The organism is Streptomyces sp. NBC_01485 (assembly GCF_036227125.1).
In the GTDB taxonomy this organism is placed as follows: Bacteria; Actinomycetota; Actinomycetes; order Streptomycetales; family Streptomycetaceae; genus Streptomyces.
Window position 1 is genome coordinate 4,172,549 of sequence record NZ_CP109435.1, and the last position, 25,034, is coordinate 4,197,582.

22 protein-coding genes are annotated in these 25,034 nt (G+C 70.3%); 10 read left to right on the plus strand and 12 right to left on the minus strand.

Going from position 1 to position 25,034, the window contains the following annotated elements:
- Nucleotides 1-95 precede the first annotated feature (95 nt).
- Entirely contained in the window at nt 96-1,226 is a 1,131-nt protein-coding gene (locus OG352_RS19060; RefSeq protein ID WP_329218407.1) for a lipid II:glycine glycyltransferase FemX, read from the minus strand.
- Between the two features lie 133 nt (nt 1,227-1,359).
- Nucleotides 1,360-4,323, minus strand: a complete 2,964-nt coding sequence (locus OG352_RS19065) for an FAD-binding and (Fe-S)-binding domain-containing protein (protein WP_329218408.1) — start codon at nt 4,321-4,323, stop codon at nt 1,360-1,362.
- An 80-nt stretch (nt 4,324-4,403) separates the two neighbouring features.
- On the opposite strand from OG352_RS19065, the gene serC reads away from it, so the two are divergent.
- The 3 genes from serC (at nt 4,404) to OG352_RS19080 (ending at nt 7,086) form a co-directional block, all read left to right on the plus strand.
- Nucleotides 4,404-5,522, plus strand: a complete 1,119-nt coding sequence (gene serC, locus OG352_RS19070) for a phosphoserine transaminase (RefSeq protein WP_329218409.1) — start codon at nt 4,404-4,406, stop codon at nt 5,520-5,522.
- Between the two features lie 276 nt (nt 5,523-5,798).
- Complete coding sequence (locus OG352_RS19075) at nt 5,799-6,473, plus strand: ribonuclease domain-containing protein (protein ID WP_329218411.1); 675 nt, start codon at nt 5,799-5,801, stop codon at nt 6,471-6,473.
- A 157-nt stretch (nt 6,474-6,630) separates the two neighbouring features.
- A complete protein-coding gene (locus OG352_RS19080; RefSeq protein WP_329218414.1) occupies nt 6,631-7,086 on the plus strand; it encodes a barstar family protein in 456 nt (151 codons plus the stop codon).
- Between the two features lie 217 nt (nt 7,087-7,303).
- Here OG352_RS19080 and OG352_RS19085 read toward each other — a convergent pair whose 3' ends face one another.
- Both OG352_RS19085 and OG352_RS19090 read right to left on the minus strand, forming a co-directional pair.
- Nucleotides 7,304-8,857 (minus strand): cellulase family glycosylhydrolase, encoded by a 1,554-nt coding sequence (locus OG352_RS19085; protein WP_329218415.1) that lies wholly within the window; start codon nt 8,855-8,857, stop codon nt 7,304-7,306.
- A 259-nt stretch (nt 8,858-9,116) separates the two neighbouring features.
- A complete protein-coding gene (locus OG352_RS19090; RefSeq protein ID WP_329218417.1) occupies nt 9,117-10,193 on the minus strand; it encodes a WD40 repeat domain-containing protein in 1,077 nt (358 codons plus the stop codon).
- A 107-nt stretch (nt 10,194-10,300) separates the two neighbouring features.
- On the opposite strand from OG352_RS19090, the gene OG352_RS19095 reads away from it, so the two are divergent.
- From OG352_RS19095 to OG352_RS19105, 3 genes are all read left to right on the plus strand, one after another.
- Complete coding sequence (locus OG352_RS19095) at nt 10,301-10,981, plus strand: SGNH/GDSL hydrolase family protein (protein WP_329218418.1); 681 nt, start codon at nt 10,301-10,303, stop codon at nt 10,979-10,981.
- A gap of 71 nt (nt 10,982-11,052) precedes the next feature.
- Nucleotides 11,053-11,640, plus strand: a complete 588-nt coding sequence (locus tag OG352_RS19100) for a Uma2 family endonuclease (RefSeq protein WP_329218419.1) — start codon at nt 11,053-11,055, stop codon at nt 11,638-11,640.
- 65 nt (nt 11,641-11,705) lie between these two features.
- Nucleotides 11,706-12,695, plus strand: coding sequence for an aldo/keto reductase (locus OG352_RS19105; protein ID WP_329218420.1), 990 nt, complete (start codon nt 11,706-11,708; stop codon nt 12,693-12,695).
- 174 nt (nt 12,696-12,869) lie between these two features.
- Here the strand turns inward: OG352_RS19105 and thpR are convergent, their stop codons facing one another.
- Nucleotides 12,870-13,442, minus strand: a complete 573-nt coding sequence (gene thpR, locus OG352_RS19110) for an RNA 2',3'-cyclic phosphodiesterase (protein WP_329218421.1) — start codon at nt 13,440-13,442, stop codon at nt 12,870-12,872.
- Nucleotides 13,443-13,493: 51 nt separating this feature from the next.
- Between thpR and OG352_RS19115 the strand changes: the two genes are divergently transcribed.
- The gene (locus OG352_RS19115; protein WP_329218423.1) at nt 13,494-14,021 is read left to right on the plus strand and encodes a GNAT family N-acetyltransferase; all 528 of its coding nucleotides are present in this window, start codon (nt 13,494-13,496) and stop codon (nt 14,019-14,021) included.
- 42 nt (nt 14,022-14,063) lie between these two features.
- Here the strand turns inward: OG352_RS19115 and OG352_RS19120 are convergent, their stop codons facing one another.
- Together OG352_RS19120 and OG352_RS19125 are read right to left on the minus strand one after the other, a co-directional pair.
- Nucleotides 14,064-15,467 carry an MFS transporter gene (locus tag OG352_RS19120; RefSeq protein WP_329218424.1) on the minus strand — a complete coding sequence of 468 codons (1,404 nt, stop codon included), beginning with the start codon at nt 15,465-15,467 and terminating at the stop codon, nt 14,064-14,066.
- A 110-nt stretch (nt 15,468-15,577) separates the two neighbouring features.
- Nucleotides 15,578-16,015: a MarR family winged helix-turn-helix transcriptional regulator gene (locus tag OG352_RS19125; RefSeq protein WP_329218425.1), complete on the minus strand. Its 438-nt coding sequence runs from the start codon at nt 16,013-16,015 to the stop codon at nt 15,578-15,580.
- Between the two features lie 150 nt (nt 16,016-16,165).
- Here OG352_RS19125 and OG352_RS19130 point away from each other — a divergent pair, with 150 nt between their 5' ends.
- Complete coding sequence (locus OG352_RS19130) at nt 16,166-16,348, plus strand: ribbon-helix-helix protein, CopG family (RefSeq protein WP_329218426.1); 183 nt, start codon at nt 16,166-16,168, stop codon at nt 16,346-16,348.
- Between the two features lie 15 nt (nt 16,349-16,363).
- Here OG352_RS19130 and OG352_RS19135 read toward each other — a convergent pair whose 3' ends face one another.
- On the minus strand, nt 16,364-17,770 hold the full coding sequence (locus OG352_RS19135; RefSeq protein WP_329218427.1) for an NCS2 family permease: 1,407 nt from the start codon (nt 17,768-17,770) through the stop codon (nt 16,364-16,366).
- 148 nt (nt 17,771-17,918) lie between these two features.
- On the opposite strand from OG352_RS19135, the gene OG352_RS19140 reads away from it, so the two are divergent.
- Both OG352_RS19140 and OG352_RS19145 read left to right on the plus strand, forming a co-directional pair.
- Nucleotides 17,919-18,206, plus strand: a complete 288-nt coding sequence (locus OG352_RS19140; RefSeq protein WP_329218429.1) for a DUF2530 domain-containing protein — start codon at nt 17,919-17,921, stop codon at nt 18,204-18,206.
- A 110-nt stretch (nt 18,207-18,316) separates the two neighbouring features.
- Complete coding sequence (locus tag OG352_RS19145) at nt 18,317-20,686, plus strand: HAD-IC family P-type ATPase (protein WP_329218431.1); 2,370 nt, start codon at nt 18,317-18,319, stop codon at nt 20,684-20,686.
- A 39-nt stretch (nt 20,687-20,725) separates the two neighbouring features.
- On the opposite strand, the gene OG352_RS19150 is transcribed toward OG352_RS19145, so the two are convergent.
- The 4 genes from OG352_RS19150 to OG352_RS19165 form a co-directional block, all read right to left on the minus strand.
- Nucleotides 20,726-21,532, minus strand: a complete 807-nt coding sequence (locus OG352_RS19150) for a hypothetical protein (RefSeq protein ID WP_329218433.1) — start codon at nt 21,530-21,532, stop codon at nt 20,726-20,728.
- A 122-nt stretch (nt 21,533-21,654) separates the two neighbouring features.
- Nucleotides 21,655-22,587, minus strand: a complete 933-nt coding sequence (locus OG352_RS19155) for a hypothetical protein (RefSeq protein ID WP_329218434.1) — start codon at nt 22,585-22,587, stop codon at nt 21,655-21,657.
- 328 nt (nt 22,588-22,915) lie between these two features.
- Nucleotides 22,916-24,490, minus strand: coding sequence for an FG-GAP-like repeat-containing protein (locus tag OG352_RS19160; RefSeq protein WP_329218435.1), 1,575 nt, complete (start codon nt 24,488-24,490; stop codon nt 22,916-22,918).
- 105 nt (nt 24,491-24,595) lie between these two features.
- The gene (locus OG352_RS19165) at nt 24,596-25,030 is read right to left on the minus strand and encodes a hypothetical protein (RefSeq protein ID WP_329218436.1); all 435 of its coding nucleotides are present in this window, start codon (nt 25,028-25,030) and stop codon (nt 24,596-24,598) included.
- Nucleotides 25,031-25,034: the final 4 nt, after the last annotated feature.

A 25,034-nucleotide genomic window follows, 5' to 3' on the forward strand; every position in this document is an offset into this window, starting at 1 on the left:
CCCCGTCAGGTGTGTGAACCCATTAAGCCTCTGTCTTGGGCTGTTCACGCCACCGTCCTGGGCTGTTCGAGCCACTGTCCCGGGCTGTGAGACGGCTACCTGCGCGCCATGTACAGGTCCAGCGCCCTGTGCAGCAGCTTGTTGAGCGGGAAGTCCCACTCGCCCAGGTACTCCACCGCCTCTCCACCCGTGCCCACCTTGAAGCGGAGCAGGCCGAGCAGGTGGTTGGACTCCTCCAGGGTGTCGGTGATGCCGCGCAGGTCGTAGACGGCGGCGCCGAGCTCGTGGGCGTCGGCCATCATGCGCCACTGCATGGCGTTGTTGGGCTGGACCTCGCGCCTGCGGCCGGTGGAGGCGCCGTACGAGTACCAGACGTGCTCGCCGACGGTCAGCATGGTGGCCGCCGCGAGCACCTCGCCGTCGTGGTGGGCGAGGTAGAGCCGCATGCGGTCGGGGTGTTCGTCGTTCAGCGCGCTCCACATGCGCTGGAAGTAGGGCAGCGGGCGCGGGATGAAGCGGTCGCGCCCGGCGGTCTCGGTGTAGAGCGTGTAGAACGCCGCCAGGTCCTCGTAGCCGCCCCGGACGACCTTCACGCCCGCCTTCTCCGCCTTCTTGATGTTGCGCCGCCACTGCTGGTTGAGGCCGCCGTGGACCTCCTCCAGCGTCCGTCCGGCGAAGGGGATCTGGAAGACGTAGCGGGGCTGGCCGGCCGCGAAGCCGTCCTCGCCGCCCGGCTCGGTCTGCTGCCAGCCGGCGCGGCGCAGCCGGTCGGCGACGTCGAGGGCGCGCGGCTCGCACGAACTCGGCTCGGCGTCGCGCAGCCGGTGGGCGGCCGGGTCGGCGATGGCCGCCTTGACGGCGTCGGCGCTCCAGCGTCGCACGACGACGGGCGGGCCCATCTTCACCGAGAACGCGCCCCGCGCCTTCAGGTGCGCGAGCATCGGCGTCAGCCAGCGCTCCACCAGGTCGGGCGCGTGCCAGTCGAGGACCGGCCCCTCGGGCAGGTAGGCCAGGTACTTCTTCAGCTTCAGCTTCGGCAGCGGGCGCAGCAGCACCAGCCCCACCCCGGCGAGCCGGCCCTCCTCGTCGAACCAGCCCAGGCTCTCCGCCCGCCAGTCCGGCTTCACGTCGCCCCACGAGGGGATCTGCATATGACTGGCGGAGGGGCGGGCCGCGACGAACGCCAGATGCTCGTCACGGCTGATGGACTGGACACGCAGGCTCATACCCGGGATTCCTTCGAACGGTTGTTCAAACAAGCGCGGACGAGTCAGCCTAGGAGGCGGCTACGGCCGTCCCCGGTACCGAACGCCTCCAGGGCCACCGTGTCGGTCACGCGCGCGTGCGCCACCGTGTCGGTCACGCACGCGCGTGCGGGAACCCTTCCCCGTCCGGCTCGTCCTCCAGCGCCTCGGCCAGTACCTCCGCCAGATGCCGCCCCCGGACCCCCGCCAGTTGGTCCAGTTGGGTCCGGCAGGAGAAGCCGTCCGCCAGGACCACCGACCCCTCCGGAGCGTCCCTTACGGCGGGCAGCAGTCGTTCCTCCGCGCAGGCCGACGACACCTCGAAGTGGCCTGCCTCGAAGCCGAAGTTCCCGGCGAGGCCGCAGCACCCGCCCGTCAGGTCACCGGTGAGCCCCGCGGCCTCGCGCAGCCGCCGCTCGGCCGCGTCGCCCAGCACCGCGTGCTGGTGGCAGTGGGTCTGGCCGACCGCCGGACGGTCCAGGCGGGGCGGGGTCCAGCCGGGAGCGTGCCGCTCCAGAGCCTCCGCGAACGTGAGGACGCGGGCGGCGAGGCGACCCGCGCGCGGGTCGTCGTGCAGCAGCTCGGGCAGGTCGGTGCGCAGGGCGGCCGCGCAGCTCGGCTCCAGGACGACGACCGGGGCGGCCGTCTCCAGCACCGGTTCCATCAGGTCGAGCGTGCGGCGCAGCACCACGCGCGCGTGGTCGAGCTGGCCGGTGGAGACGTACGTCAGCCCGCAGCAGACCCGGCCCCGGCGGGCGGTCAGCAGCGCGGCCGCGGACCTGGACCGGCCGTCGCCCACCGGCCGCACCCGCCCGCGCATCCGCAGGGTCGGCGGCAGCGCGACCCGCAGCCCCGCCGCCTCCAGGACGCGGACGGCCGCCCGGCCCACGGACGGCGCGAGGTGCTCGGTGAAGGTGTCGGGCCACAGGACGACCAGCTCGCCCCTGCCGGCCGACCCGCCCGCGTCAGGGACCCGCCTTCCCCGCCACCACCCGCTGAACGTCTCCCCCGCCAGCCGCGGAATCCCCCGCTCCGGGGCGATGCCGCCCAGCCGTTTCGCGATGTGCGCCAGCGGGCCGACGGAGGCCAGCGTGTTGAGTACGGCGGTCGCCCGCGCCCCGCTCGCCCAGCGCAGCCACACCGGCAGCCACCCCATGCTGTAGTGCGCGGCAGGCCGCCGTCGCCCCTCGTAGTGGTGGTGCAGGAACTCCGCCTTGTAGGTGGCCATGTCGACCTCGACCGGGCAGTCGGAGCGGCAGCCCTTGCAGGACAGGCACAGGTCCAGCGCGTCCCGGACCTCCGTGGAGCGCCAGCCGTCGGTCACCAGCTCGCCGGCCAGCATCTCGTGCAGCAGCCGGGCCCGCCCGCGCGTGGAGTGCTCCTCCCGGCCCGTGACACGGAACGACGGGCACATCACCTCCGCCCCCGTCGCCGACGTCGTACGGCACTTCGCGACGCCCACGCAGCGCCGTACCGCCGCCGAGAAGTCGCCGCCGTCGGACGGGTAGCCGAAGGCCACCTCGACCGGTTCGCGGGGCAGAACGGCGAAGCGCAGGTTGCCGTCGAGGGGTGCCGGGCGGACCAGCATGCCCGGGTTGAGGAGGTCGTCCGGATCCCAGACGCCCTTGGCCCGCTCGAAGACGGCGACCAGCTCGTCCCCGTACATCCTGGGTAGCAGTTCGGCGCGGGCCTGTCCGTCGCCGTGCTCGCCGGAGAGCGAGCCGCCGTGCGCGACGACCAGGTCGGCCAGCTCCTCCGAGAAGCGGCGGAAACGGCCGACCCCCGCCTCCGTCAGGAGGTCGAAGTCGATGCGGACGTGGATGCAGCCGTCCCCGAAATGGCCGTACGGCGTGCCGCGCAGGTCGTGCGCGGACAGGAGCGTGCGGAAGTCGCGCAGGTACGCGCCGAGGCGGGCCGGCGGCACCGCACAGTCCTCCCAGCCGGGCCAGGCCTCGGAGCCGTCCGGCATCCGGGTCGCCGTCCCGCTCGCGTCCTCCCGGATCCGCCACAGCGCCCGCTGCCCGGCGGCGTCGGTCACCACGCGCGCGTCGACGACGTCGGCGGCGCGCACGATCGCCTCCGCACGCGCGCGTGCCTGCGCGCCCGTCTCCCCGCCGGTCTCCACGAACAGCCAGGCGCCGCCCCTGGGCAGCCCGGCCGCCGCCCCCGGCGGCACCAGGTCGGCCGCCATGCCCTCCACGGTCAGCGGGCGCTGCGGCAGGAGCCCGGCCGCGGCTTCGGCGGCGTCGCCCTCGTCGGCGTAACCGAGCACCGCGAGCGCACACGCGCGTGGTGCCTCGACGAGCCGTACGACGGCCTCCGTGAGCACCCCCAGCGTGCCTTCGGAGCCGCAGAAGGACCGGGCGACGTCGACGCCGTTCTCCGGGAGCAGCGCGTCCAGGGCGTACCCGGAGATACGGCGGGGCAGGTCGGGGTAGCCGGTGCGCAGCCGCACCAGTTCGCCTTCCACCAGCGCCCGCAGCCCGTCCGGCGCCCCGGCCCAGCCCTGCCCGGGCCGCAGCCGCCGCCCGCGCGCGGTGACGACCTCCAGCTCGCGCACACTGTCCGCCGTCGTCCCCCAGGCCACCGAGTGGGAGCCGCACGAGTTGTTGCCGATCATCCCGCCGAGCGTGCAGCGGCTGTGCGTGGACGGGTCGGGCCCGAAGCGCAGCCCGTGCGGGGCGGCGGCCTCCTGGAGCCGGTCGAGGACGAGCCCCGGCTGCACGACGGCCGTCCGCGCCTCCGGATCCAGGCTGACCAGCCGGTTCATGTACCGCGTGAAGTCCAGCACCACGCCGGTGCCGGTGGCCTGCCCGGCGATCGACGTCCCGCCGCCGCGCGCGACGACCGGCACACCGTGCGCCCGGCACACCTCCAGCACGGCGCTCACGTCGTCGGCGTCACGCGGCGCGACGACCCCTACGGGGACCCGCCGGTAGTTGGACGCGTCCATGGTGAACAGCGCCCGGGCCGTCACCCCGAAGTCCACGTCCCCGCCGACGACCCGCCGCAGCTCGGCTTCAAGCCCCGCGGTACCCGTAGCACCCGCACGACCGTCAACACCCTCGAGTTCCGTCACCTGTCCAGGAAACCAAAAACGCGTCTCACCCGACGGACCACGTTTCACCCAGGTTTCCCGCAACGGCTAACCTCACCTCCGTGGCTGAGATCCAGATTCCTGCTGACATCAAGCCCGCCGACGGTCGTTTCGGCGCGGGCCCCTCCAAGGTGCGGGTGGAGGCGCTGGACGCCCTGGCCGCCACCGGTACGTCCCTCCTCGGCACCTCCCACCGCCAGGCCCCGGTGAAGAACCTGGTCGGCAAGGTGCGCGAGGGCATCTCCGAGCTGTTCTCCCTCCCCGAGGGCTACGAGGTCGTCCTCGGCAACGGCGGCTCGACGGCCTTCTGGGACGTCGCGACGCACGGCCTGATCGAGAACAAGTCGCAGCACCTCACGTTCGGTGAGTTCAGCTCCAAGTTCGCGAAGGCAGCCAAGCTCGCTCCCTGGCTGGCCGAGCCCACCGTCATCTCCTCCGACCCGGGCACGCACCCCGAGCCGGCGGCCGAGGCGGGCGTGGACGCCTACGCGTTCACCCACAACGAGACCTCCACCGGTGTAGCGGCCCCCCTCGCGCGCGTGCAGGGCGCGGACGACGGCGCGCTCGTCCTGGTCGACGCCACGTCCGGCGCGGGCGGCCTCCCGGTCGACATCGCCGAGACGGACGTCTACTACTTCGCCCCGCAGAAGTCCTTCGCCTCCGACGGCGGCCTGTGGATCGGCGTGTTCTCCCCGGCCGCGATCGAGCGCGCCGAGCGGATCCACGCGTCCGGCCGTCACATCCCGGAGTTCTTCTCGCTCCCCACGGCGATCGACAACTCGCGCAAGAACCAGACGTACAACACCCCGGCCCTCGCCACCCTCTTCCTCCTGAACCAGCAGCTCGAGTGGATCAACGGCCAGGGCGGCCTGGACTGGTCGGTGCGCCGCACCGCCACCTCCGCGCGCACGCTCTACGGCTGGGCCGAGGACGTCAAGTACGCGAACCCCTTCGTCACCGACCCGGCCAAGCGCTCCCAGGTCATCGGCACGATCGACTTCACCGACGACGTGGACGCCGCCGCCGTCGCCAAGACCCTCCGCGCCAACGGCATCGTCGACACCGAGCCCTACCGCAAGCTCGGCCGCAACCAACTGCGCGTCGCGATGTTCCCGGCGATCGACCCGGCGGACGTCGAAGCGCTGACGAAGTGCATCGACTACGTGATCGAAAAGCTCTGATCTTTTCAGTACGGCTCAGTACGACCACCCAGTACGACTGAGTACGACGACTGAGGGCGCCCGGCACACCACGTGCCGGGCGCCCTTTGTCATGTCGCCCGTGCCCCCAACGTGTACGCCCGAGGAATTGAATTCCCTGGCGAAAGGGGGGTGAGCATCAATTTTCGGCTTGCAAACGTAGGTCGTGTCGCCGGTCGGATCCCGCAGCCCTGAAACGCCGACGAGCATCCGGTACCGATCACCGGACCGATCCCTGACCCGATCAAGGAGCAACCGATGTCCTCCTCACTCACCACCGAGTCCGCGGAGTCCGCAGACTCCGCGACCGACGCGGAGCGCCCCACGAAGCGGCGGCTCCGGGGCCGGCGCAGGGCCGTGACCTTCGCGGGCGTACTGCTCGCCCTCGCGGGCATCATGGCCACCGACTCCGGCACCGCGGTCGCCGCGGCACCGCCCGGCGCCTGCACCCAGTGGTGCAACAACCCGCCGCCGAACGTATCCGTGCAGAACTGGAACTGGGCGGTCGAGGCGGCGGACTTCTGGGCCAACCACTGGGCGGACACCACCACCACGAGCTGGTACGGCGGACGCACCTACTACCGCCTCGACCAGTGGGCCGGCCACGGGTGGCCCGGGCAGACCTTCGGAAACCGCTGGTACGCCTACTGGGACAGCCGCCTCCACCGCGACCAGTACGTGTACTACGGCGGCGTGTACAACGACTACAACGGGCTCCTCAGCAACTTCGAGCAGGTCCGTGGAGTCTCGAGCTCCCGGGCCTACTCGACCAACGGCCGCACCACGGCTCCCTACGTGGAGTACGACATCGCCTACTACAACGCGCCGAACACCGGACGCGACGCGATGCGGATCATCCGCAACCCCAACTCGGGCAACGTCTACGCCACGTTCGACCACTACCAGTCGTTCGACTACCTCGGCCACTACTAGGCCAGGCAGTAGATCAAGACCGGGTGGTGTGGGCGGACAGAGAACCGACCCGCCACACCACCCGGCCCCGAAGAGGAAAAGCAAAACCAAAAGAAAAAGAAAAAAGAAAAAAGATCAGAGAAACAGGAACAGGCAAAAGGGAAAGAAGAGGATCGGATTGACCAGCACGACGTCCTGGATCCGCCCGCTGACCGAGGCGGCGGCCGGCCTCCCGACGCGCGGGGAAGTGCGCGGCTCCCGCTGCCGTACCAGCCAGGACCTGTTCGCCGAATGGGCCGCCGGGCTCGGCTTCCCGGACCACTTCGGCCACAACTGGAACGCCTTCCTCGACTGCCTCCGCGACACCGTGCCGCCCGTCGCCCCCACGTCACCCGGCGACCGGGCCGCACCGCCCACGGCGGTCGTGGTCCGGGAGGCCGGCGACCTCCTCACCGACGAGCCGGACAACGCGCTGACGGTCCTCGCCCTCATCCTCGCCGAGGCCGCCGACGCAGGCAGCGACGAACCCCGCCTGCTCCTCCTCCTCGACGACACCCCCGCCCGCCTGGCCCACCTGTCCCACCGCATGACCCGAGCGGGCGGCCCACCCATCTCCTCCCGGACACCCGCCTGACCGGTCCCACGACTCGGGGCCGACGGGGTAGGGCAGCATGATCACCTGGCGCCGGGGGGCGTTTCCGCCCGCACGATGCGTGTGCCGATGCGGCCCCGCATACCGCTACTGGCCGGTGCGGGGCGGGTGACGGCCCTGTACGCGCTCCCGTTGTCCCTTGCCCCCGCCCCCGTCCCTTACGGGTGTGTCGGCCGGCGGCCGACACACCCGCAGACGTTCACGCCGCCGTACAACTCACGCTCGGCGCACCCCCGCCCCCCGGCGCGCCCCCGAAGCCGAAGCTCGCCGAACCGCCCGCCGGGACGGTCCCGTTGTGTGAGGCGTTCGCGGCTGTCACGGTCGGGCCGGTCTGGGTGTACGAGGCGTTCCACATGGACGTGACCTGCTGGGCGCCGGTCCAGGTCCAGGTGACCTTCCAGGACGAGAGGGGGCTCGTCCCGGTGTTGGTCACCTTCACCTCGGCGTTGAAGCCCCCGCCCCAGTCGCTGCTGACGGTGTAGGCGGCGGCGCAGGCAGCCGTACCGCCGCCACCGCCACCGCCGTCCCCGCCTCCGCCGCCGCTTCCCCCGCCGGTGCTCGGGAAGCCGGCCGCCTTGACGGTCGTCAGATAGCCGTCCTTCACCGTGTCCACGGTCTGCCAGTCGTCCTTCAGGATTCCGCCCGTGTCACCGGAGTTGGGGTTCCAGGACCAGAAGGTCCAGTGGAAGGAGTCGGCGCCGTACGTCGACGTCGGCCGGAGGTAACTCACCAGCGCCGCAAGCCACTTCTGGTCCACCGTCGACGTCAGCGTCGTGCCGAACTCGCCCACCCACACCGGCGCGATGTTCTGCTTGAAGATGTAGCCCCAGTACTTGTCCCAGATCCCCGGCATGTTCGCGGGGAACGTCGGATCGCTGAACCAGCTCTGCTGGGCGACGCTCGTGGCGTAGTCGTGGGCGGAGTACACGACCCGGTTCGCCACGTCGAGCTGCACCGGGTACTGCGCGACCCCCATCAGGTTGCCGCCCCACCAGCCGGAGACGCCGTTGAAGGACTGCACGCCCTCGACGAAGATCAGCAGGGCGGGGTTGACGGACAGGACCGCGTTGCCGGCCCGCTGCGCGGCCAGCCGCCAGTCCGTGGCCGTGTCGCCGCAGCCCCAACAGGCGGGATCGTGGGGCTCGTTGTGCAGGTCGATGCCGACAACCGTGTCCTGGCCCTTGTAACGGGCCGCGAGGGACTTGAGGTTGGCGATCCACGTCGACTCCGGGACCGCGGCCGTGTACCAGAGCGCCGACTGGCCGCCCGCGTCCGGACGGTGCCGGTCGAGGATGACCTTCAGGCCGTCCTGACCGGCGTACGCGACCAACTTGTCCAGCACGCCCAGCGAGTTGAGCCCTTGCAGATCGGCGTTCTTGCCGCTGCTGAAGTCGATGCTGTTGGGGACGGTCGAGCTTTTGAAGATGTCGTCGCTGTAGGGGATGCGGATCGTGTTGTAGCCCAGCGACTTCATCTGGTCGATCATGCTCTTGTAGTCACGGGACCAGAGGCCGTGGACGACGTAGTTGCCGGTCTCGAAGCCGAACCAGTTGATCCCGGCGACCCGGACCGGCTGCCCGGCGGCGTCCAGGATCTGGCGGCCACTGGTGTGCCAGTAACCGGCTCCGGCGGCGGCCGCCACGGTGCCCGCCGCATCGGCGTCGGCCGCCCGGGCCGTCTGTGCGACGGCTCCCAGCGGTATCAGGAGCGCGGCGGCAACCGCGCACAGCGCTCTTCGCAAGCTGCGGAACATCTCGCTGCTTCCTCTCGTGGGGCGAGGGGGGAGGCGCGGGCCCGGAACGTGGGAGCGCTCCCACACGCCGCGCTCCCCCCAGGAAACTGACACACCATGACCACGTCAAGGAGGATGACGAAGAGGGTGACAAAGGAGAGATGACAGGAGAGACGACGAAGGAGGACGCCAAAGACGCCGGCAGCCGCACCCGGCAGCCGTAAGAGCCCGGCTCAGGGCCGCCCGGCTCAGGCCTCCCGACCCAGGGCCGCCGCCCGGCTCAGTTCCGGCGCGTGAGGCGGCGGAGGCCGAAGACGCCCGCCACGACCGCGGCCACGGCCAGCGCCCCGAACTTGACGCCACCGCCGGACGAGGAGCCGTCACCGCCGCCGTCCGAGGCACTCGAACTCGAACTCCCGCCCCCCGACGGGGACTTGGCACCGGACGAGGAAGCCGCACCCTTGGGTGCGTCCTCCGCCACCACGGAACTCCCGGCGCCCTCGCTGCCGTACATGAGCTTGGTGCCGTCGGCCGAGTAGCTGACGGATTCCCCCTGCCCCTGCAACGGCACGTCGAGCCGCCCCTCGCGCTCGATCTTCCCGCCGTTCCAGTCGTAGGAGATGCCGCCGAAGTAGCCGCGGACGGCGAGCTGGGTGCCGTCCGGCGAGAACGCGGCGTCGGTGGCCCACAGGTCGACGGCGGCGACGGGCCGGAAGACGTTCGTCCCGGAGGAGGAGAGTTTCGCCGGCCCCTCGTAGAGGTGCCCGCCCTCCTCCTTCTTGTCGATGATGTAGACGCGCCCGGTCTTGGGGTGCACGAGGAGCGACTCGGCGTCGCGCGCGCCGTCGGAGTACTTGACGACGTACTGCGTGGCCTTGATCGTCTGGTCGACGAGCTTCTTCGGCTCGGGCAGCCGGTAGATCCACACGTACTTCCAGGTCCCGCCGAGGTTGTCGCCGATGTCGCCGACCCAGATCTCGTTGTCCGGCCCGATGGAGACGGCCTCGACGTCACGCGGGGTGCCGATGCCGGTGAGGGTGAGCCGGGCGACGGTCTTCCCGGTCGCGCTGTCGACGGCGTACAGGTAGGGGCCGTCGTCGCTGTCGTTGTGGGTCCAGTAGACGCCGGGGTGCAGGCGCGAGGCGGCGAGACCGCTGGACTCGGTGATGCGCGGATCCTCGATGGTGAACCCCTTGTCGCCGCCGGCCGCGAACGCGACGGACGCGGCGGGTCCGGCCGGCACGGCGAGGACTCCCAGCAGAACGGCTCCCGAGAGAGCGGCTCCCGAGCGTACGACTGCGGCGAGGAAGGCTCCGGTTCGGACGGCTCCGGTTCGGACGGCGAAAGGTCGGCGCATGCCCCCAAGCGTGCCATCCCGCCCGGCGGTTCACGTGCCCGTGCTCGTGGCCGGTGTCACACGCCCCCGATCGCGGTGATCCTTTCCCGATCCCTCATCATGAGCGGATGCTCAGGTTCATGCCCGTAGGCGACTCGATGACGATCGGCAGCACGGGCGACCACACCTGGCGTCACCGCATGTGGCAGCACCTGTGCGGGACGTACGGCGGCCCCTTCACCCTCGTCGGCCCCCGCGAGACGCTCTACGACAAGGCGACGGACACCCCCACCTCGTACGCGTACGCCGACCCCGACTTCCCGCGCGGCCACCTGGCCGGCTGGGGCGAGGGCTGGCAGCACATGGTCCCGCAGATCGGCGAGGCGGCACGCAGGTCGAAGGCGGACGTCCTGCTGGTCTCCCTGGGCCTGATCGACCTGGGCTTCTACACCAACGCCGAGCAGACTGCGGCGAACGCCCGCGCCTTCGTCGCGGAGGCCCGCGCGGCGCGGCCGCGGATACGGATGGTGTGGCTCCCGGTGATCCCGAACGTCCGCGCCGCGAACGACGCGCCCTTCGCCACCGAGGTGGCCCGCTTCAACGAGCTGCTCGCGAAGACAGCCGCCGACCTGGACGAACCGGCCTCCCCCATCCTCCTGGCCTCGATCCCGCAGACCTGGGACATCGACACCGACACCTACGACGGCACCCACCCGAACGCCAACGGCGAACACCGACTGGCGGGGGCCTTCGCGGAGGCGATGTACCAGGGGTGGGAGCTGGGCGGCGAGTACGACCGCCCGGCGTGACCTTGTCACCGAACGTATCGTTGTACTGCGCAGCTGCACTTGAGCGAGAGCGGCCGGGGAGGAGCGCCACGATGACCGTCCTTGAAGACAGGATCGCGATGGCCGAGAGCGACAACACGAGCACCCTGGACGAGATGTTCGAGCGGCTCGAGACGATGCCCGTCCCCGAGGGATACAAGGTCGAGATCGTCGAGGGGACCGTCTTCATGTCGCCGCAGCGGGACACCCACTGGGAGATCATCGCGGATATCTACGAGCAGTTGCGGACCAAGTACCCCCGCAAGCGCGTGAAGTCCGATGTGCGCATCGACTACCCGGGGCATCTCAACGGATTCGCGACCGACGTGACGGTGATGGCCGAAGGCGCCGCCAAGACGGAGGCCGGCCGCTGGAACCACGAGGACGTCGAGTTCGTCGCCGAGGTGATCTCCAAGGGCACCGCCGCCAACGACTACGGCCCGAAGATGGCGGCCTACGCCACCGCCGAAGTCCCCGTCTACCTGATCGCCGACCCCTGCCAGCGCCGCTGCCACCTCTACACGCAGCCCAAGAACGGTGAGTACGTCACCGAAACGAAGATCGACTTCGGCGACGACATCGACCTCACCACCACCGTCGTCGGCCTCACCCTCAAGACCGACGACTTCCCCCGCGACTGACCCACCCCCTGCCTCCACCCGATCCCCCTTGCCTCGAGCCCACTCCAAGACGTTGGCTTGGAGTCATGGAGTACACGCAGCTCGGACGTACCGGACTCAAGGTCAGCCGCCTCGTCCTCGGCACCATGAACTTCGGCCCGCAGACCGACGAGGCCGACAGCCACGCGATCATGGACGCGGCGCTCGGCGCGGGCCTCAACTTCTTCGACACCGCGAACGTGTACGGCTGGGGCGAGAACAAGGGCCGTACCGAGGAGATCATCGGGAACTGGTTCGCGAAGGGCGGCGAGCGGCGCGACAAGGTCGTCCTCGCGACCAAGGTGTACGCCAACATGGCCGCCGAGGGTGACGCCTGGCCGAACCACGACAAGCTGTCCGCCGTCAACATCCGGCGCTCGGTCGACGCGTCGCTGAAGCGGCTGCGGACCGACCACATCGACCTCTACCAGTTCCACCACATCGACCGCGCCACCCCCTTCGAGGAGATCTGGCAGGCGATCGACACCCTCGTCCAGCAGGGGAAGATCCTCTACGCGGGTTCCAGCAACTTCCCCGGCTACAAGATCGCCCAGGCCAACGAGGTCGCCGCCAGGCGCGGGTCGTTCGGCCTGGTCAGCGAGCAGTGCCTGTACAACCTGGCCGAGCGGCGCGCCGAGATGGAGGTCCTCCCGGCCGCGCAGGAGTACGGCCTCGGGGTCATCCCCTGGTCACCGCTGCACGGCGGTCTGCTCGGCGGCGTCATCAAGAAGGAGGTCGAGGGCGGGCGCCGGGCGGGCGGACGCGCCGCCGACTCCCTCGCCGACCCCGCCGTCCGCGCGCAGATCCAGGCCTACGAGGACCTCCTCGACAAGCACGGCATCGAGCCCGGCGAAGCCGCCCTGGCCTGGCTGCTCACCCGGCCCGGCGTCACCGGCCCGATCGTCGGCCCGCGCACCGCCGAGCAGCTCGACTCCGCCCTGCGCGCGGTCGAGCTGGACCTCGGCGAGGAACTGCTGACCGCCCTCGACGAGATCTTCCCGGGTCCGGGACCGTCCCCGGAGGCCTTCGCCTGGTAGGACGGCCCTGAGCCCTGAAGCACGGCAGGGCACAGCAGAGCAGGACAGGGCGCGGTGGCGGCCGGGGTCGGTCGGTTATCTTCCGACCGCCGCCGCCACCGCGACCACCACGAACATCAGCACTAGCGCACCGGCCATGATCCGGTTCCGGGTCTTCGGGTCCACGCGTCGAGACTAACCGGCCCCGCCGAGCGCCCAGCGCCCGACCGGCTCGTAACGCGGCTGCTCCCCCGCGACCCCGGACTTCGGCAGACTGCTGCGCACCAGCACCAGTTCCCCGACCGTCCAGGTACGGCCCTCGAAGGCGTCCAGCGCCTCGACGTACGCGCGCACATCCACCGCTTCCCGGCTACGGGCCAGGGTCAGGTGGGCCTTGTAGCGGCGGTGCTCCCCCGTCTCCAGGCCCGCCCTGCGCGCCGCCGCCTCCGCCCGGTCGGCCAGCAGCCGCAGGGCTGGCACCTCCCCGGCCGCCCCCGCCCACAGCGCCCGCCCGTGCCCGAACTGTCCCCCGCCCCGCACCGCCAGCGCGAAGGGCGCACCGCGGTGCGCGGCCCGCTCCAGCCGCGCCGACAGCTCCGGTACGAGGTCGTCGTCGACCTCGCCGTAGAAGGCGAGGGTGAAGTGCCAGCCGGGCCGGCCCGTCCAGCGCAGCGCCTCAGCACCGGGCAGCTTGCGCAACTCCGTTACTTCGGCGGCGAGTTCACGGGTGACGTCCTCCGGGGGCAGTACGGCGGCGAAGAGTCTCATGCCCCCGATTTTCCCGGCAGGCGCGGCCGGGCGCCCGGCATTATGGGCGCCATGCAGATCACGCGGATCACGATCAGAGAAGGCGGACCCGACGACATCCCCGCGATACTCGCCATGCTCGACAGCAGCGTGGAGTGGCTGGTCGCGCAGGGGCGCACCCGGCAGTGGGGGACGAAGCCGCTGTCGGAGCACGCGAGGACGGTGGAGTCGGTCGCCCGGTACATGGAGGAGGGCGACGTGTTCATCGCCGAGGCCGACGGGGTGCCGGCCGCCACCCTCACCCTCACCGACGCGCCCGGCGCCTACCTCGCCCACCTCCCGCCGCCCGGCGAGCCCGAGCGGTACATCCACTGGCTGGCCTCCGACCGCCGTTTCAAGGGCCACGGCGTGGGCAGCGCCCTGCTGGCGCACGCCGCCGAGGTGACCCGTCAGGCGGGCGTCTCCCTGCTCCGGGTGGACTGCTACGCGGGCGACGACGGCAAGCTCGTCGCCTACTACGAGGGCAACGGCTTCACCGCGACGGAGCCGTACACGACGAACGGCGACTGGCCGGGGCAGGTGCTGGCCCGGAGGGTGTGAGCGCACGGGCGCGCCACGGCCACCCTCCGGGTGCACCCGCGCCTACGCCGCCGGAGCCAGCTCGCGTTCCCCGTTCTCGCTCTCCCCGTTCTCGCGCTTGCCGCCGTCCCGTGCCACGAACCGCACCCGTGGGTGCCCGTGGTGCCAGCCCACCGACAGGCGCAGGCCGCCGACGCGGGCCAGGACCAGGCCGACGGTGAGGGCGGCGACCGCCGCGACCGCGCCGCCGACCGCGATGCCCGCCCGGACGCCGTACGCGTCCGTGATCCAGCCGGCGATCGGCGCGCCCACCGGCGAGCCGCCCAGGAACACCATCATGTAGAGGGCCATCACGCGGCCCCGCATGGCCGGGTCGGTGCCCATCTGGATGGTGGTGTTCGCGGTGACGTTGACCGTCATGCCGAACATCCCGATCGGGGCCATGAGCAGGGCGAAGAGCCAGAGCGACGGGGCGCCCGCCGCGACGATCTCCATCACCCCGAAGGCCACCGCCGCCGCGATCATCACCCGCATCCGGGCCGTGCCCCGCCGGGCCGCCAGCAGCGCGCCCACCAGCGATCCGACCGCCATCAGCGTGTTGAAGAGGCTGTAGGCGCCGGCGCCCGCGTGGAAGACGTCGTCGGCGAAGGCGGAGAGGTAGACGGGGAAGTTGAAGCCGAAGGTGCCGATGAAACCGACGAGGACGATGGTCCAGGTCAGGTCCGGGCGCCCGGCGACGTACCGCAGTCCCTCGCGCAACTGGCCCTTGCCGCGCGGCGCGCGCTCCACGGCGTGCAGTTCGCGGGCGCGCATCAGCAGCAGGCCGGCGATGGGTGCGACGAAGGACAGGCCGTTGGCGAGGAACGCCCAGCCGGTGCCCACGCCGGTGATCATCAGGCCGGCGACGGCGGGGCCGACGAGGCGGGCGGACTGGAAGTTGGCGGAGTTGAGACTGACCGCGTTCTGCAGTTGGTCCGGGCCGACCATCTCGGAGACGAAGGACTGGCGGGCCGGGTTGTCGACGACGGTCGCGAGTCCGACGGCGAAGGCGGCCACGTACACGTGCCACACCTCGACGTGGCCGGTGAGCGTCAGGGCGGCCAGCGCGATGCCGGTGACGGCCATCGCGGACTGCGTGAACAGCAGCGCGCGGCGCTTGGGGAGCCGGTCGACGAGGACGCCGCCGTAGAGGCCAAAGAGGAGCATCGGCAGGAACTGCAGGGCCGTCGTGACGCCGACGGCGGTCGCGGAGCCGGTGAGGCTGAGGACCAGCCAGTCCTGAGCTATCCGCTGCATCCAGGTGCCGATGTTGGAGACGACCTGGCCGAGGAAGAACAGCCGGTAGTTCCTGACCTTCAGCGAGCTGAACATCGAGGACTTCGAGGACTTGCGGGCGGGTTCGGGGGTGGGCGGGGAGTCGTGGACGGCAGGTGCGGGGGCGGAGTCTGCTCCGGATCCCGAACTCAAAAGGGTTCGCCTCCTCTTGAACTGCTGGACTGACAGGGCTGACAGGGCTGACAGGGCTGAACTGACAGGACTGCTGGGCTGCTGGACTGTTGTGTTGCTGCTGGACCGGCTTACAGGTGGGCGAGTTTCTCCAGTACGGGGGCGGCTGCGCGCAGTTTCGCCCACTCGTCCTCGTCGAGGCCGTCGACCAGGGTGGTCAGGAAGGCGTTCCGCTTGGCGCGGCTCTCCGCGAGCATGGCCTCGGCCTGTTCGGTCTTCGTGACGACCTTCTGGCGCCGGTCGTCCGGGTGCGGCTCCAGCCGGACCAGGCCCTTGGCCTCCAGCAGGGCCACGATGCGGGTCATCGAGGGCGGCTGCACGTGCTCCTTGCGGGCGAGCTCGCCCGGGGTGGCCTTGCCGCAGAGGGAGAGGGTGCCGAGCACCGACATCTCGGTCGGGCTCAGCGACTCGTCGACGCGCTGGTGCTTGAGCCGACGGGACAGCCGCATCACGGCGGATCGCAGGGAGTTCACGGCGGCCGTGTCGTCGCCATGGCTTAGGTCAGGCATGTCTTTAGCGTAACTCATTACTCTCGCTAAACAAGCCGGGCGGGCCGGGATTCCCGTGACCGTGGCCACGGAAACCTCATCGTCACTCGTACGAGTGATTCGGCAGCGGAAAGTGATCGAAGTGCGGTACGCGCCCGCGACCCTCGTCTCATGGGGACCAGTGTGCTCAGCCTGCGGATAGACGGGGAGCTGCTCGAGCGGCTCCGGCAGCATGCCGCGAAACGCGGAATGAGCGTCCAGGACTATGTCGTCCAGACGCTCATTCGCGATGACTTCGACGAGCGGTTCCAGACCGCCGTCGACGAGACGGAGAAGTTCTACGGGCTCACGTGAGCGGCACCGGGCCGTTCACGTCAGACCGAGGGCCGGCATCAGGTAGTAGAAGGCGAAGACGGCGGAGACCACGTACATCGGCACCGGGACGTCCCGGCCGCGCCCGGCCGCCAGGCGCAGCACCACGAAGGTGATGAAGCCCATGCCGATGCCGTTGGTGATCGAGTAGGTGAACGGCATCATCACCATGGTGACGAAGGCCGGGACGGCGATGGTGTGGTCGGCCCAGTCGATCTCCTTGACCGAGCCGGCCAGGATCAGGTAGCCCACCGCGAGCAGCGCCGGGGTGGCCGCCTGGGACGGGACCATCGTGGCGACGGGCGTGAGGAACAGCGCTACGGCGAAGAGGCCGCCCGTGACCAGGTTCGCGAGGCCGGTGCGGGCGCCCTCGCCGACGCCGGCCGTGGACTCCACGAAGCAGGTGGTGGCCGAGGAGGAACTGGCGCCGCCCGCGGCGACCGCGATGCCGTCGACGAAGAGCACCTTGTTGATGCCGGGCATCTCGCCCTTGGCGTCGGTCAGCTTCGCCTCGTCGGAGACGCCCATGATCGTGCCCATGGCGTCGAAGAAGCACGACAGCAGGACGGTGAAGACGAAGAGGACGCCGGTCAGCACGCCGACCTTGCCGAACCCGCCGAAGAGGCTGACGTCGCCGATGAGCCCGAAGTCGGGGGAGGCGACGGGGTTGCCGGGCCACTCGGGGGTGGTGAGGCCCCAGGAGGGGATCGTGGCGACGGCGTCGACGACCAGCGCGAGGGCGGTCATCGCGACGATCGAGATGAGGATCGCGCCGGGCACCTTGCGGGTGATCAGCGCCAGCGTGAGCAGGGCGCCCAGGACGAAGACGAGGACCGGCCAGCCATTGAGGTGACCGTCCGCGCCGAGCTGAAGCGGGACGGTGGTGTGGGCGACGTCCGGGATGCGGCTGACGAAGCCGGAGTCGACGAGCCCGATCAGCATGATGAACAGGCCGATACCGATCGAGATCGCCTTGCGCAGTCCGAACGGCACCGCGTTCATCACGCGCTCGCGCAGACCGGTGGCGACCAGGAGCATGACCACGAGACCGGCCAGCACGACCATGCCCATGGCGTCCGGCCAGGACATGCGGGGCGCGAGCTGGAGGGCGACCACCGAGTTCACGCCGAGGCCGGCGGCCAGCGCGATGGGCACGTTGCCGACCACGCCCATGAGGAGGGTGGTGAAGGCCGCCGTCACACAGGTGGCGGTGACCAGTTGGCCGTGATCGAGCTGGTGCCCGTACATGTCCTTCGCGCTGCCGAGGATGATCGGGTTCAGCACGATGATGTACGCCATGGCGAAGAAGGTGGCGAAACCGCCCCGGATCTCGCGCGGCAGCGTGCTGCCCCGCTCGGAGACGCGGAAGTAGCGGTCGAGGGCGCCGTGAGCGGGGCTGGACATGTTTTTGGCGTTTCCTACGAAGAGAAGTGGTCAGACATAAAACCGTTTCAGTATGAACGTATAGCGTTCGAATCAGCCATCTCCGCGCGTAGATACGCTTAGCTGCGCATGGATATGACCGCCTCGTACCGCCTCGTAAGCTGTGCCCATGGCCGCGTTTTTCTCGGGACCCACCAAGCACGAGGCGCCGGAGCCCCTGGAGGGCCCCGTCGTCGCCACCGTCACCGGCGGCACGATCCTCTGGTTCGTCCTCTTCCTCCTCCAGCTCCCCTTCTACGGCCGGCTGGACGACCACGGTCATCTGTGGTGGCTGTGGACCTGCCTCGCGGGCGCCGGGCTCGGGCTGATCGGCATCTGGTACGTCCGCAGGCGGGACGCGGCGATCAAGCGGGACGCGGTCGACCGAGCCGACCGACAGGACCCCGAGCCCCAGTAGGGGCGGGCGTACAACCCGGGCACTAGCCGCGCCCTCCCCCGTCCTCCCCTGGTCGGATCTTCGGCGTGCTCGGGGGGTGAACCCCCAAATCCGCACGTACCGTCGATTCCATGGCCCACACCGACGCACCCGCCTCCGTGCCGACGACGGCGACCGGCCTGACCGCCGCCGAGGTCGCGGACCGCGTGGCGCGCGGTCAGGTGAACGACGTACCCGTGCGCAGCAGCCGCTCGGTCGGCGAGATCGTCCGGGCGAACGTGTTCACCCGGTTCAACGCGATCATCGGCGTCCTGTGGGTGGTGATGCTCGCCGTCGCGCCCATCCAGGACGGCCTGTTCGGGTTCGTGATCCTCGCCAACACGGGGATCGGCATCATCCAGGAGTGGCGGGCGAAGCAGACCCTGGACTCCCTCGCGGTCGTCGGCGAGGCCCGCCCAACCGTCCGCCGCGACGGCACGGCGACCGAGGTCACCACCTCCGCACTCGTCCTGGACGACGTCATCGAGATCGGGCCCGGGGACAAGGTCGCCGTGGACGGGGTGTGCGTCGAGGCGGACGGGCTGGAGATCGACGAGTCGCTGCTCACCGGCGAGGCCGACCCCGTTGTGAAGCGGCCCGGCGACCAGGTCATGTCGGGCAGCTTCGTGGTGGCCGGCGGCGGCGCGTTCCGGGCCACCAAGGTCGGCCGCGAGGCCTACGCCGCCCAGCTCGCCGAGGAGGCGTCCCGCTTCACGCTCGTCCACTCCGAGCTGCGCTCCGGCATCTCCACGATCCTCAAGTACGTGACGTGGATGATGATCCCGGCCGCGATCGGCCTGGTCGTCACGCAACTGTTCGTGAAGAACAACGGCTTCAAGGACTCGGTCGCGCGCACCATCGGCGGCATCGTCCCGATGGTCCCGGAGGGGCTGGTCCTGCTCACCTCCGTCGCCTTCGCGATCGGCGTCATCCGGCTTGGCCGGAAACAGTGCCTCGTGCAGGAGCTTCCGGCGATCGAGGGCCTGGCCCGCGTCGACACCGTCTGCCTGGACAAGACCGGCACCCTCACCGAGGGCGGCATGGACGTCACCGAGCTCAGGATGCTCGACGGCTTCGACGAGACGTACGTACGGCGGGTGCTCGGCTCCCTCGGGGAGTCGGATCCCCGGCCGAACGCCTCGCTGAAGGCGATCATCGACGCCTATCCGGACGTCGAGGAGTGGCGCTGCACCGAGTCGCTGCCCTTCTCCTCCGCCCGCAAGTACAGCGGGGCGAGCTTCAGCGAGGGCAACGGGGAGAACAACACCTGGCTGCTGGGAGCGCCGGACGTGCTGCTGACCGACGGCGCGCCCGCCCTCGCCGAGACCGGGCGGCTCAACGAGCAGGGCCTGCGGGTGCTGCTGCTGGCCCGCGCCGCCCGCGACCTCGACGATCCCGAACCCGCGCACGGCGCCCGGCCCGCCGCGCTCGTCGTCCTGGAACAGCGGCTGCGGCCCGACGCCGCCGACACGCTGCGCTACTTCGCCGAGCAGGACGTCCACGCCAAGGTCATCTCCGGCGACAACGCGGTGTCGGTGGGGGCGGTGGCCGCGAAGCTGGGGCTAGACGGCCGTACGGTCGACGCGCGCCGGCTGCCCGCCGAGCGGGCGGGCATGGGGCAGGCGCTGGACGAGGGCACGGTGTTCGGGCGGGTCACCCCGCAGCAGAAGCGGGACATGGTCGGCGCGCTGCAGTCACGGGGGCACACGGTGGCGATGACCGGGGACGGCGTCAACGACGTCCTCGCGCTGAAGGACGCCGACATCGGCGTGGCGATGGGGTCGGGCTCCGAGGCCACCCGGGCGGTCGCGCAGATCGTGCTGCTGAACAACAGCTTCGCGACGCTGCCGTCGGTGGTGGCGGAGGGCCGGCGGGTCATCGGCAACATCACCCGGGTGGCGACCCTGTTCCTGGTGAAGACGGTCTACTCGGTGCTGCTGGCCCTGCTGGTGGTGTGCTGGCAGGTCGAATACCCGTTCCTGCCACGCCACTTGACCCTTCTGTCCACCCTCACCATCGGCATCCCGGCCTTCTTCCTCGCCCTCGCCCCCAACACCGAACGGGCCCGCCCGCACTTCGTACGGCGCGTGATGCGGTACTCGATCCCGGGCGGGGTCATCGCGGGCGTCGCCACCTTCGTGACGTATCTGACGGCACGTCACTACTACGTGGGCGAGGGCTCGTTGGACGCGGAGACCAGCGCGGCGACCCTCACTCTGTTCCTGGTCTCGATGTGGGTCCTGGCGATCATCGCCCGCCCGTACACGTGGTGGCGGGTGCTGCTGGTGGCCTCGATGGGGGCGGCGTTCCTGGTGGTGCTGATCGTCCCGTCGCTCCAGGACTTCTTCGCGCTGAAGCTCGTCGGGACGGCGATGCCGTGGATCGCGGTGGGGGTGGCGGGGGTGGCGGCGGTCGCCCTGGAGTTCTCCTGGAAATGGGTCGACCACCGCCACCCTGCCTGACGGCGTACTACGTACCGCTTACCGCTTACCGCTTACCGCTTACTTCACGTCGACGAAGTCGCCCGCGGCGCTGACCGCCGGGGTCGTCGTGGTGCCGGCGAAGGTGTAGCGGTAGGAGCCGTCCACGCCCGCCTTGACGGTGGTGGACAGGCCGCCGGTCGAGCTCGTCTTGACGGTCTTGACCGTGGTGTAGGTGGTGCTGCCGTTCTTCTTGAACTGCAGCTGCACCGGCTGGGCCGCGTAACCGGCGTACTTGCTGGTGTCCCAGTTGGCGCGGCTCAGCTTGCCCGTGACGGTGATCGTCTTGCCCTTCTTCACCGGCTCCGGCGCGGCGTTGACCGTCAGCTGGGCCTGGCGCTGGACGTTGCTGGTTCCGAAGCCGGTCTGCGTGGTGATCCCGCCGTTGCTGCCCACAGCGAGGGCGCCCAGCTTCCACGTACCCGCGTCGGCGTTGGTCAGGTCCTCGGTGTCGTCGGAGGAGGCCGGGCGGAACTCGACCTTGGCCGTGCAGTTCAGGACAGTCGAGGAGACCGTCGTGCACGTGCCGGGGTTGTCGCCGCCGAAGGAATTGCCCTCCAGATCGAGCGTGGTGCCGCGGTAGAAGGCCGGGCCGCTCTGGAAGGAGCTCGCGCTCAGGCTCGCGGGCTTCGTCACCGTGTAGGTCGCGGTGACCGTGAGCTTGCCCGTGGTGCCGACCACGATGTTCTTGCCCGCGTTGACCTTGACCTTGGAGAAGGTGACGGCGGGGCCGACCGGAGCAGCGGGAGCGGCCTGCGCGGCCGGGACGGCGAAGGCCGAGAGAGCGACGGCGCCGGAAGCGGCGAGGGCGAGGGCGCGTATGCGCATGTGCGTTCCCCAGATGGAGGAGTGATCTCGGAGTCTGTTGACTCGTTGGGTGAGATCCGTGATGGATGGTGCGAGTTGCACGAGAAAAGGTAAGGAAACGTGAGAAGTCGTCCCGTACCTGACTACTTGACGTCGACGAAGTCACCCGCGGCGCTGACCGCCGGGGACGTCGTGGTGCCCACGAAGGTGTAGCGGTAGTAGCCGTCCACGCCTGCCTTGACGGTGGTGGACAGGCCGCCGGTCGAGGTGGCCTTGACGGACTTCACCGTGCTGTACGTGGTGGAGTTCTTCTTGCGGAACTGCAACTGGGCGTAGACGCCGGCGTAGCCGGTGTACTTGTCGGTGTCCCAGTTGGCGCGGGTCAGCTTGCCCGTGACGGTGATCGTCTTGCCCTTCTTCACCGGCTCCGGGGCGGCGTTGACCGTCAGCTTGGACAGGCGCTGGAGCTTGGTGGTGGCGAGGGCGTCGGCCTCGGTGTAGCCGACCTTGCTCCAGTCGACGTCGTCGGCGTTCGGATCGACGTCGTTCCAGTCGATGATGTAGCCGGCCGCCTTCCAGGAGGTGGCGTCGGCGTTGGTCAGCTCGTCGGTCGGATAGATGTCGATGGTGCTCTTGCAGCTGGCGACCGTCGCCGAGACCGCGGAGCAGACCGGCCAGTCGTCGCCGACCAGGAGGCTGCCACCGTCCGCGTCGTCGAGGTCGCCCCGGTAGATGAGCACGTCCAGCTCGGTGTCTTCCGCCGTGACGTCGACGCCCGCGCCGTGCGTGACCTTGAAGGTGACCGGGGCGGTGACCTTGCCGCCGGTGCCCGCGACGATCGGCTTGCCGTTGTTGATCTTCACGGCGGTGAACTTGGCGTCCAGTGCGAACGGGGTGCCGGTGTCGGCGGGGGCCGAACCAGTGAAGGCGGTCTTGCCGGAGGTGGCCGCGCGGAGGGCCTTCAGGGTGTCGACGGGGTTGTGCGAGTCGCTGCCGGTGGCCTGCGCGGCCGGCACGGCGAGAGCGGAAAGGGCCAGGGCCCCGGTGACGGCGGCAACGGTGGCACGAATGTGCATGCATTTCCCCGATAGTGATCGCAGAGGCTGTTGGCTCGTCAGGTCAGATCTGCGACGGGTGTGAATGGTTGTACGTGGTGGCGGATATTTCGCGCATGCGAGGGCCGGTCCCGTACGTCCGGACGCTGTTGGCGAATCCACGGGCGGCCGGGTACCAGTTCTGCAACTGTGACACTCCCACTAGGAAGTGTCACAGTTCGCGGCCGACAACACCCCGGATCTCCAGCACGGACTCACCCTCACCCGGCCCGGATCGCCCAGGCGGAATTCGCCAACAGCATCCGTACGTCCGGAACCGGCCCTCGTCCACCACTGCTCGTGTGTGCGCCTAGACCTTCGGCCACATGGTCTTGCCGGCCGAAAGGCCGCCCTTGCCGTCGCCGGCGTACAGACGCAGGTCGCCCGCGGTCGTCATGGCGGCGAGGTCGGCTTTGCCGTCGCCGTCGAAGTCACCGCCCAGGACGACGCGCATGCCGCCCCAGGTCTTGTCGGGCCACATCGAACGAGCCTTGTCGAAGGTGCCGTCCGTCTTGCCCGGGTAGAGATTCAGCGAACCGTCACTCGCGACAGCGGCGATGTCGTCCCGCCCGTCACCGGTGAAGTCGGCCGTGGCGATGAGCTTCTTCTTCCAGGTCTTGTCCGGCCACATCGCCTTCTTCTGGTTGACCAGGTTGCCGTCGGCGTCCCGCTTGTACGTGTAGAGAGAGCCGTCGGGCCACTGGAACAGCAGGGTGTCGCGAGCGGCGGTGCCGGTCCGGAGGGCGGCAACGGGCAGGCCTGCCTTCCAGGTGGCGTCGGTCCACAGCTTGGTCCGGTCGTACAGGATCGGCGGCCAGGCGCGGCGGCCCTGCCTGTGCAGAATGAGGTCACCGTCGTTGTCGACCGAGATCAGTTCGGTGCCCCGAGCCTCGTCGAAGTCCCCCGCGACGAGCCGATTCTGGTCGCTGCGCCCGACGGCGGGCAGCGAGCTGCCGAACTGCAGGGTCCCGTCCGCCCGGCCGTAGAACACCTGGGCATTGCCGGGCTTCATGAGCGAAGCGACGTCCGTACGGCCGTCCCCGTTGAAGTCGGCCGCCGTCATGACGTCGGTGATCTGCTTCTGGCGGGAGGAGAGCCGGACCTGCTGGACCCAGTCCGCGATGTCGTCGACGCGGGCCGCGACGGCACCAGTGCGGGTCTCCTGCGAGTTGAAGCAGCCGCCGTCCCAGGCCGCGCTGACCACGCCGACGACCCGGCCGGAGACGTTGAGCACCGGCCCTCCCGCGTCGCCCTTGCACAGGGCCGCCCCGGACGAGGTGGGCGAGATCGCGAGGGTCGTCGGGTTGACGAGGTCCACGCCGAAGGCGCCGGTGTGGGCTCGTTCGGGGGTCCACTCGAGCTTGGTCCGGCCGTAGCCGATCGCCCTGAGCTGGTCGCCTTGAGCTGGCACCGCACCGCTGACCTGGGCGGACACGATGTCGGGGAAGGGTCCGCCCAGCGCGTCGTCGGCGGAGACCGGGTTGAAGCGGGCCATGACCAGGTCGCGGCCCGGGTAAGGCACGATTTCCTGCACCTTCTGCGTCTGCTGCACCGCCGGCGTCGGCTTGTTGCCGTCGGCCGTGACCACAGCCGGCAGGGGCGGTGCGCCCCGGGTGAGCGTGGTCGCCTGCTGGGGGTCGGCCGCGAAGCAGCTGGCGGCGGTGAGGACCCACTGAGGGTCGACAAGGGTGCCGGAGCAGGCGCGTTCGTTGTCGGTGCCGCCGGCGACGTGGACCTTGACCGTGTACTGGTCAGCGCCGTCCGCGACCTGGTCGCCGACGACGGACTGGGCCGGCGCGGCGGCCAGCAGCCCGGACGTCAGACCGGCTGCCACGAGTCCGGTGGCCCACACCATGCGCGTTCTGCGCGGACGGGCGTCTTTCACGATTGCCTCACATCGGAGATGTCGGAGATGTCGGAGATGTATGTCTCGGCGGGGCACCGGCCCCCCAGGGATGCGGACCCGGAGATGCGGACGCGGGGGTTCGGATCAACCGGTCACCCTGAGTTCGACGAGCACCGACCGTGCGCCGCCCTGGGTCCCCTCGCCGACGGACGCCCATCCGTCCTTGGCCACATCCACCGAGGTGGTCTGGCCGCCGGCCGTGAGGTCGGCGCTGATCGGGTGGTCCGTGGTCTCCAGGCCGAAGACCCGGGGCAGCTCCAGCGCGAGGCGGCCCGTCTTGCCGAGGGCCTTGAAGCAGTAGGTATCCGCGCGGCCGGCGGCGGGGTCGCCGATGGTCAGCACCCGGATCTGCGGGACGGCCTGGTCGCAATCGGCCAGCAGGATCCGGCCGTCGCCCTTCTTCAGCTTGATTCCCTTTTCGGCCAGGATTTTGTCGGCCCCCGGATAACCGTAGCCCTCGACCGCGACAGGCGGATTCGAGTCCGCCGGGGATTGCGGCGGATCATCGGCGGAGGCCACGGAA

What these genes read in the sequence shown, in the direction of transcription:
- OG352_RS19060 (WP_329218407.1), bottom strand. Translation starts at nt 1,226, where the DNA reads ATGAGCCTGCGTGTCCAGTCCATCAGCCGTGACGAGCATCTGGCGTTC.
- OG352_RS19075 (WP_329218411.1), top strand. Translation starts at nt 5,799, where the DNA reads ATGTCCTCCTCACTCACCACCGAGTCCGCGGAGTCCGCAGACTCCGCG.
- OG352_RS19085 (WP_329218415.1), bottom strand. Translation starts at nt 8,857, where the DNA reads ATGTTCCGCAGCTTGCGAAGAGCGCTGTGCGCGGTTGCCGCCGCGCTC.
- OG352_RS19090 (WP_329218417.1), bottom strand. Translation starts at nt 10,193, where the DNA reads ATGCGCCGACCTTTCGCCGTCCGAACCGGAGCCGTCCGAACCGGAGCC.
- OG352_RS19095 (WP_329218418.1), top strand. Translation starts at nt 10,301, where the DNA reads ATGCTCAGGTTCATGCCCGTAGGCGACTCGATGACGATCGGCAGCACG.
- OG352_RS19100 (WP_329218419.1), top strand. Translation starts at nt 11,053, where the DNA reads ATGACCGTCCTTGAAGACAGGATCGCGATGGCCGAGAGCGACAACACG.
- OG352_RS19105 (WP_329218420.1), top strand. Translation starts at nt 11,706, where the DNA reads ATGGAGTACACGCAGCTCGGACGTACCGGACTCAAGGTCAGCCGCCTC.
- thpR (WP_329218421.1), bottom strand. Translation starts at nt 13,442, where the DNA reads ATGAGACTCTTCGCCGCCGTACTGCCCCCGGAGGACGTCACCCGTGAA.
- OG352_RS19115 (WP_329218423.1), top strand. Translation starts at nt 13,494, where the DNA reads ATGCAGATCACGCGGATCACGATCAGAGAAGGCGGACCCGACGACATC.
- OG352_RS19125 (WP_329218425.1), bottom strand. Translation starts at nt 16,015, where the DNA reads ATGCCTGACCTAAGCCATGGCGACGACACGGCCGCCGTGAACTCCCTG.
- OG352_RS19130 (WP_329218426.1), top strand. Translation starts at nt 16,166, where the DNA reads ATGGGGACCAGTGTGCTCAGCCTGCGGATAGACGGGGAGCTGCTCGAG.
- OG352_RS19135 (WP_329218427.1), bottom strand. Translation starts at nt 17,770, where the DNA reads ATGTCCAGCCCCGCTCACGGCGCCCTCGACCGCTACTTCCGCGTCTCC.
- OG352_RS19140 (WP_329218429.1), top strand. Translation starts at nt 17,919, where the DNA reads ATGGCCGCGTTTTTCTCGGGACCCACCAAGCACGAGGCGCCGGAGCCC.
- OG352_RS19145 (WP_329218431.1), top strand. Translation starts at nt 18,317, where the DNA reads ATGGCCCACACCGACGCACCCGCCTCCGTGCCGACGACGGCGACCGGC.
- OG352_RS19150 (WP_329218433.1), bottom strand. Translation starts at nt 21,532, where the DNA reads ATGCGCATACGCGCCCTCGCCCTCGCCGCTTCCGGCGCCGTCGCTCTC.
- OG352_RS19155 (WP_329218434.1), bottom strand. Translation starts at nt 22,587, where the DNA reads ATGCACATTCGTGCCACCGTTGCCGCCGTCACCGGGGCCCTGGCCCTT.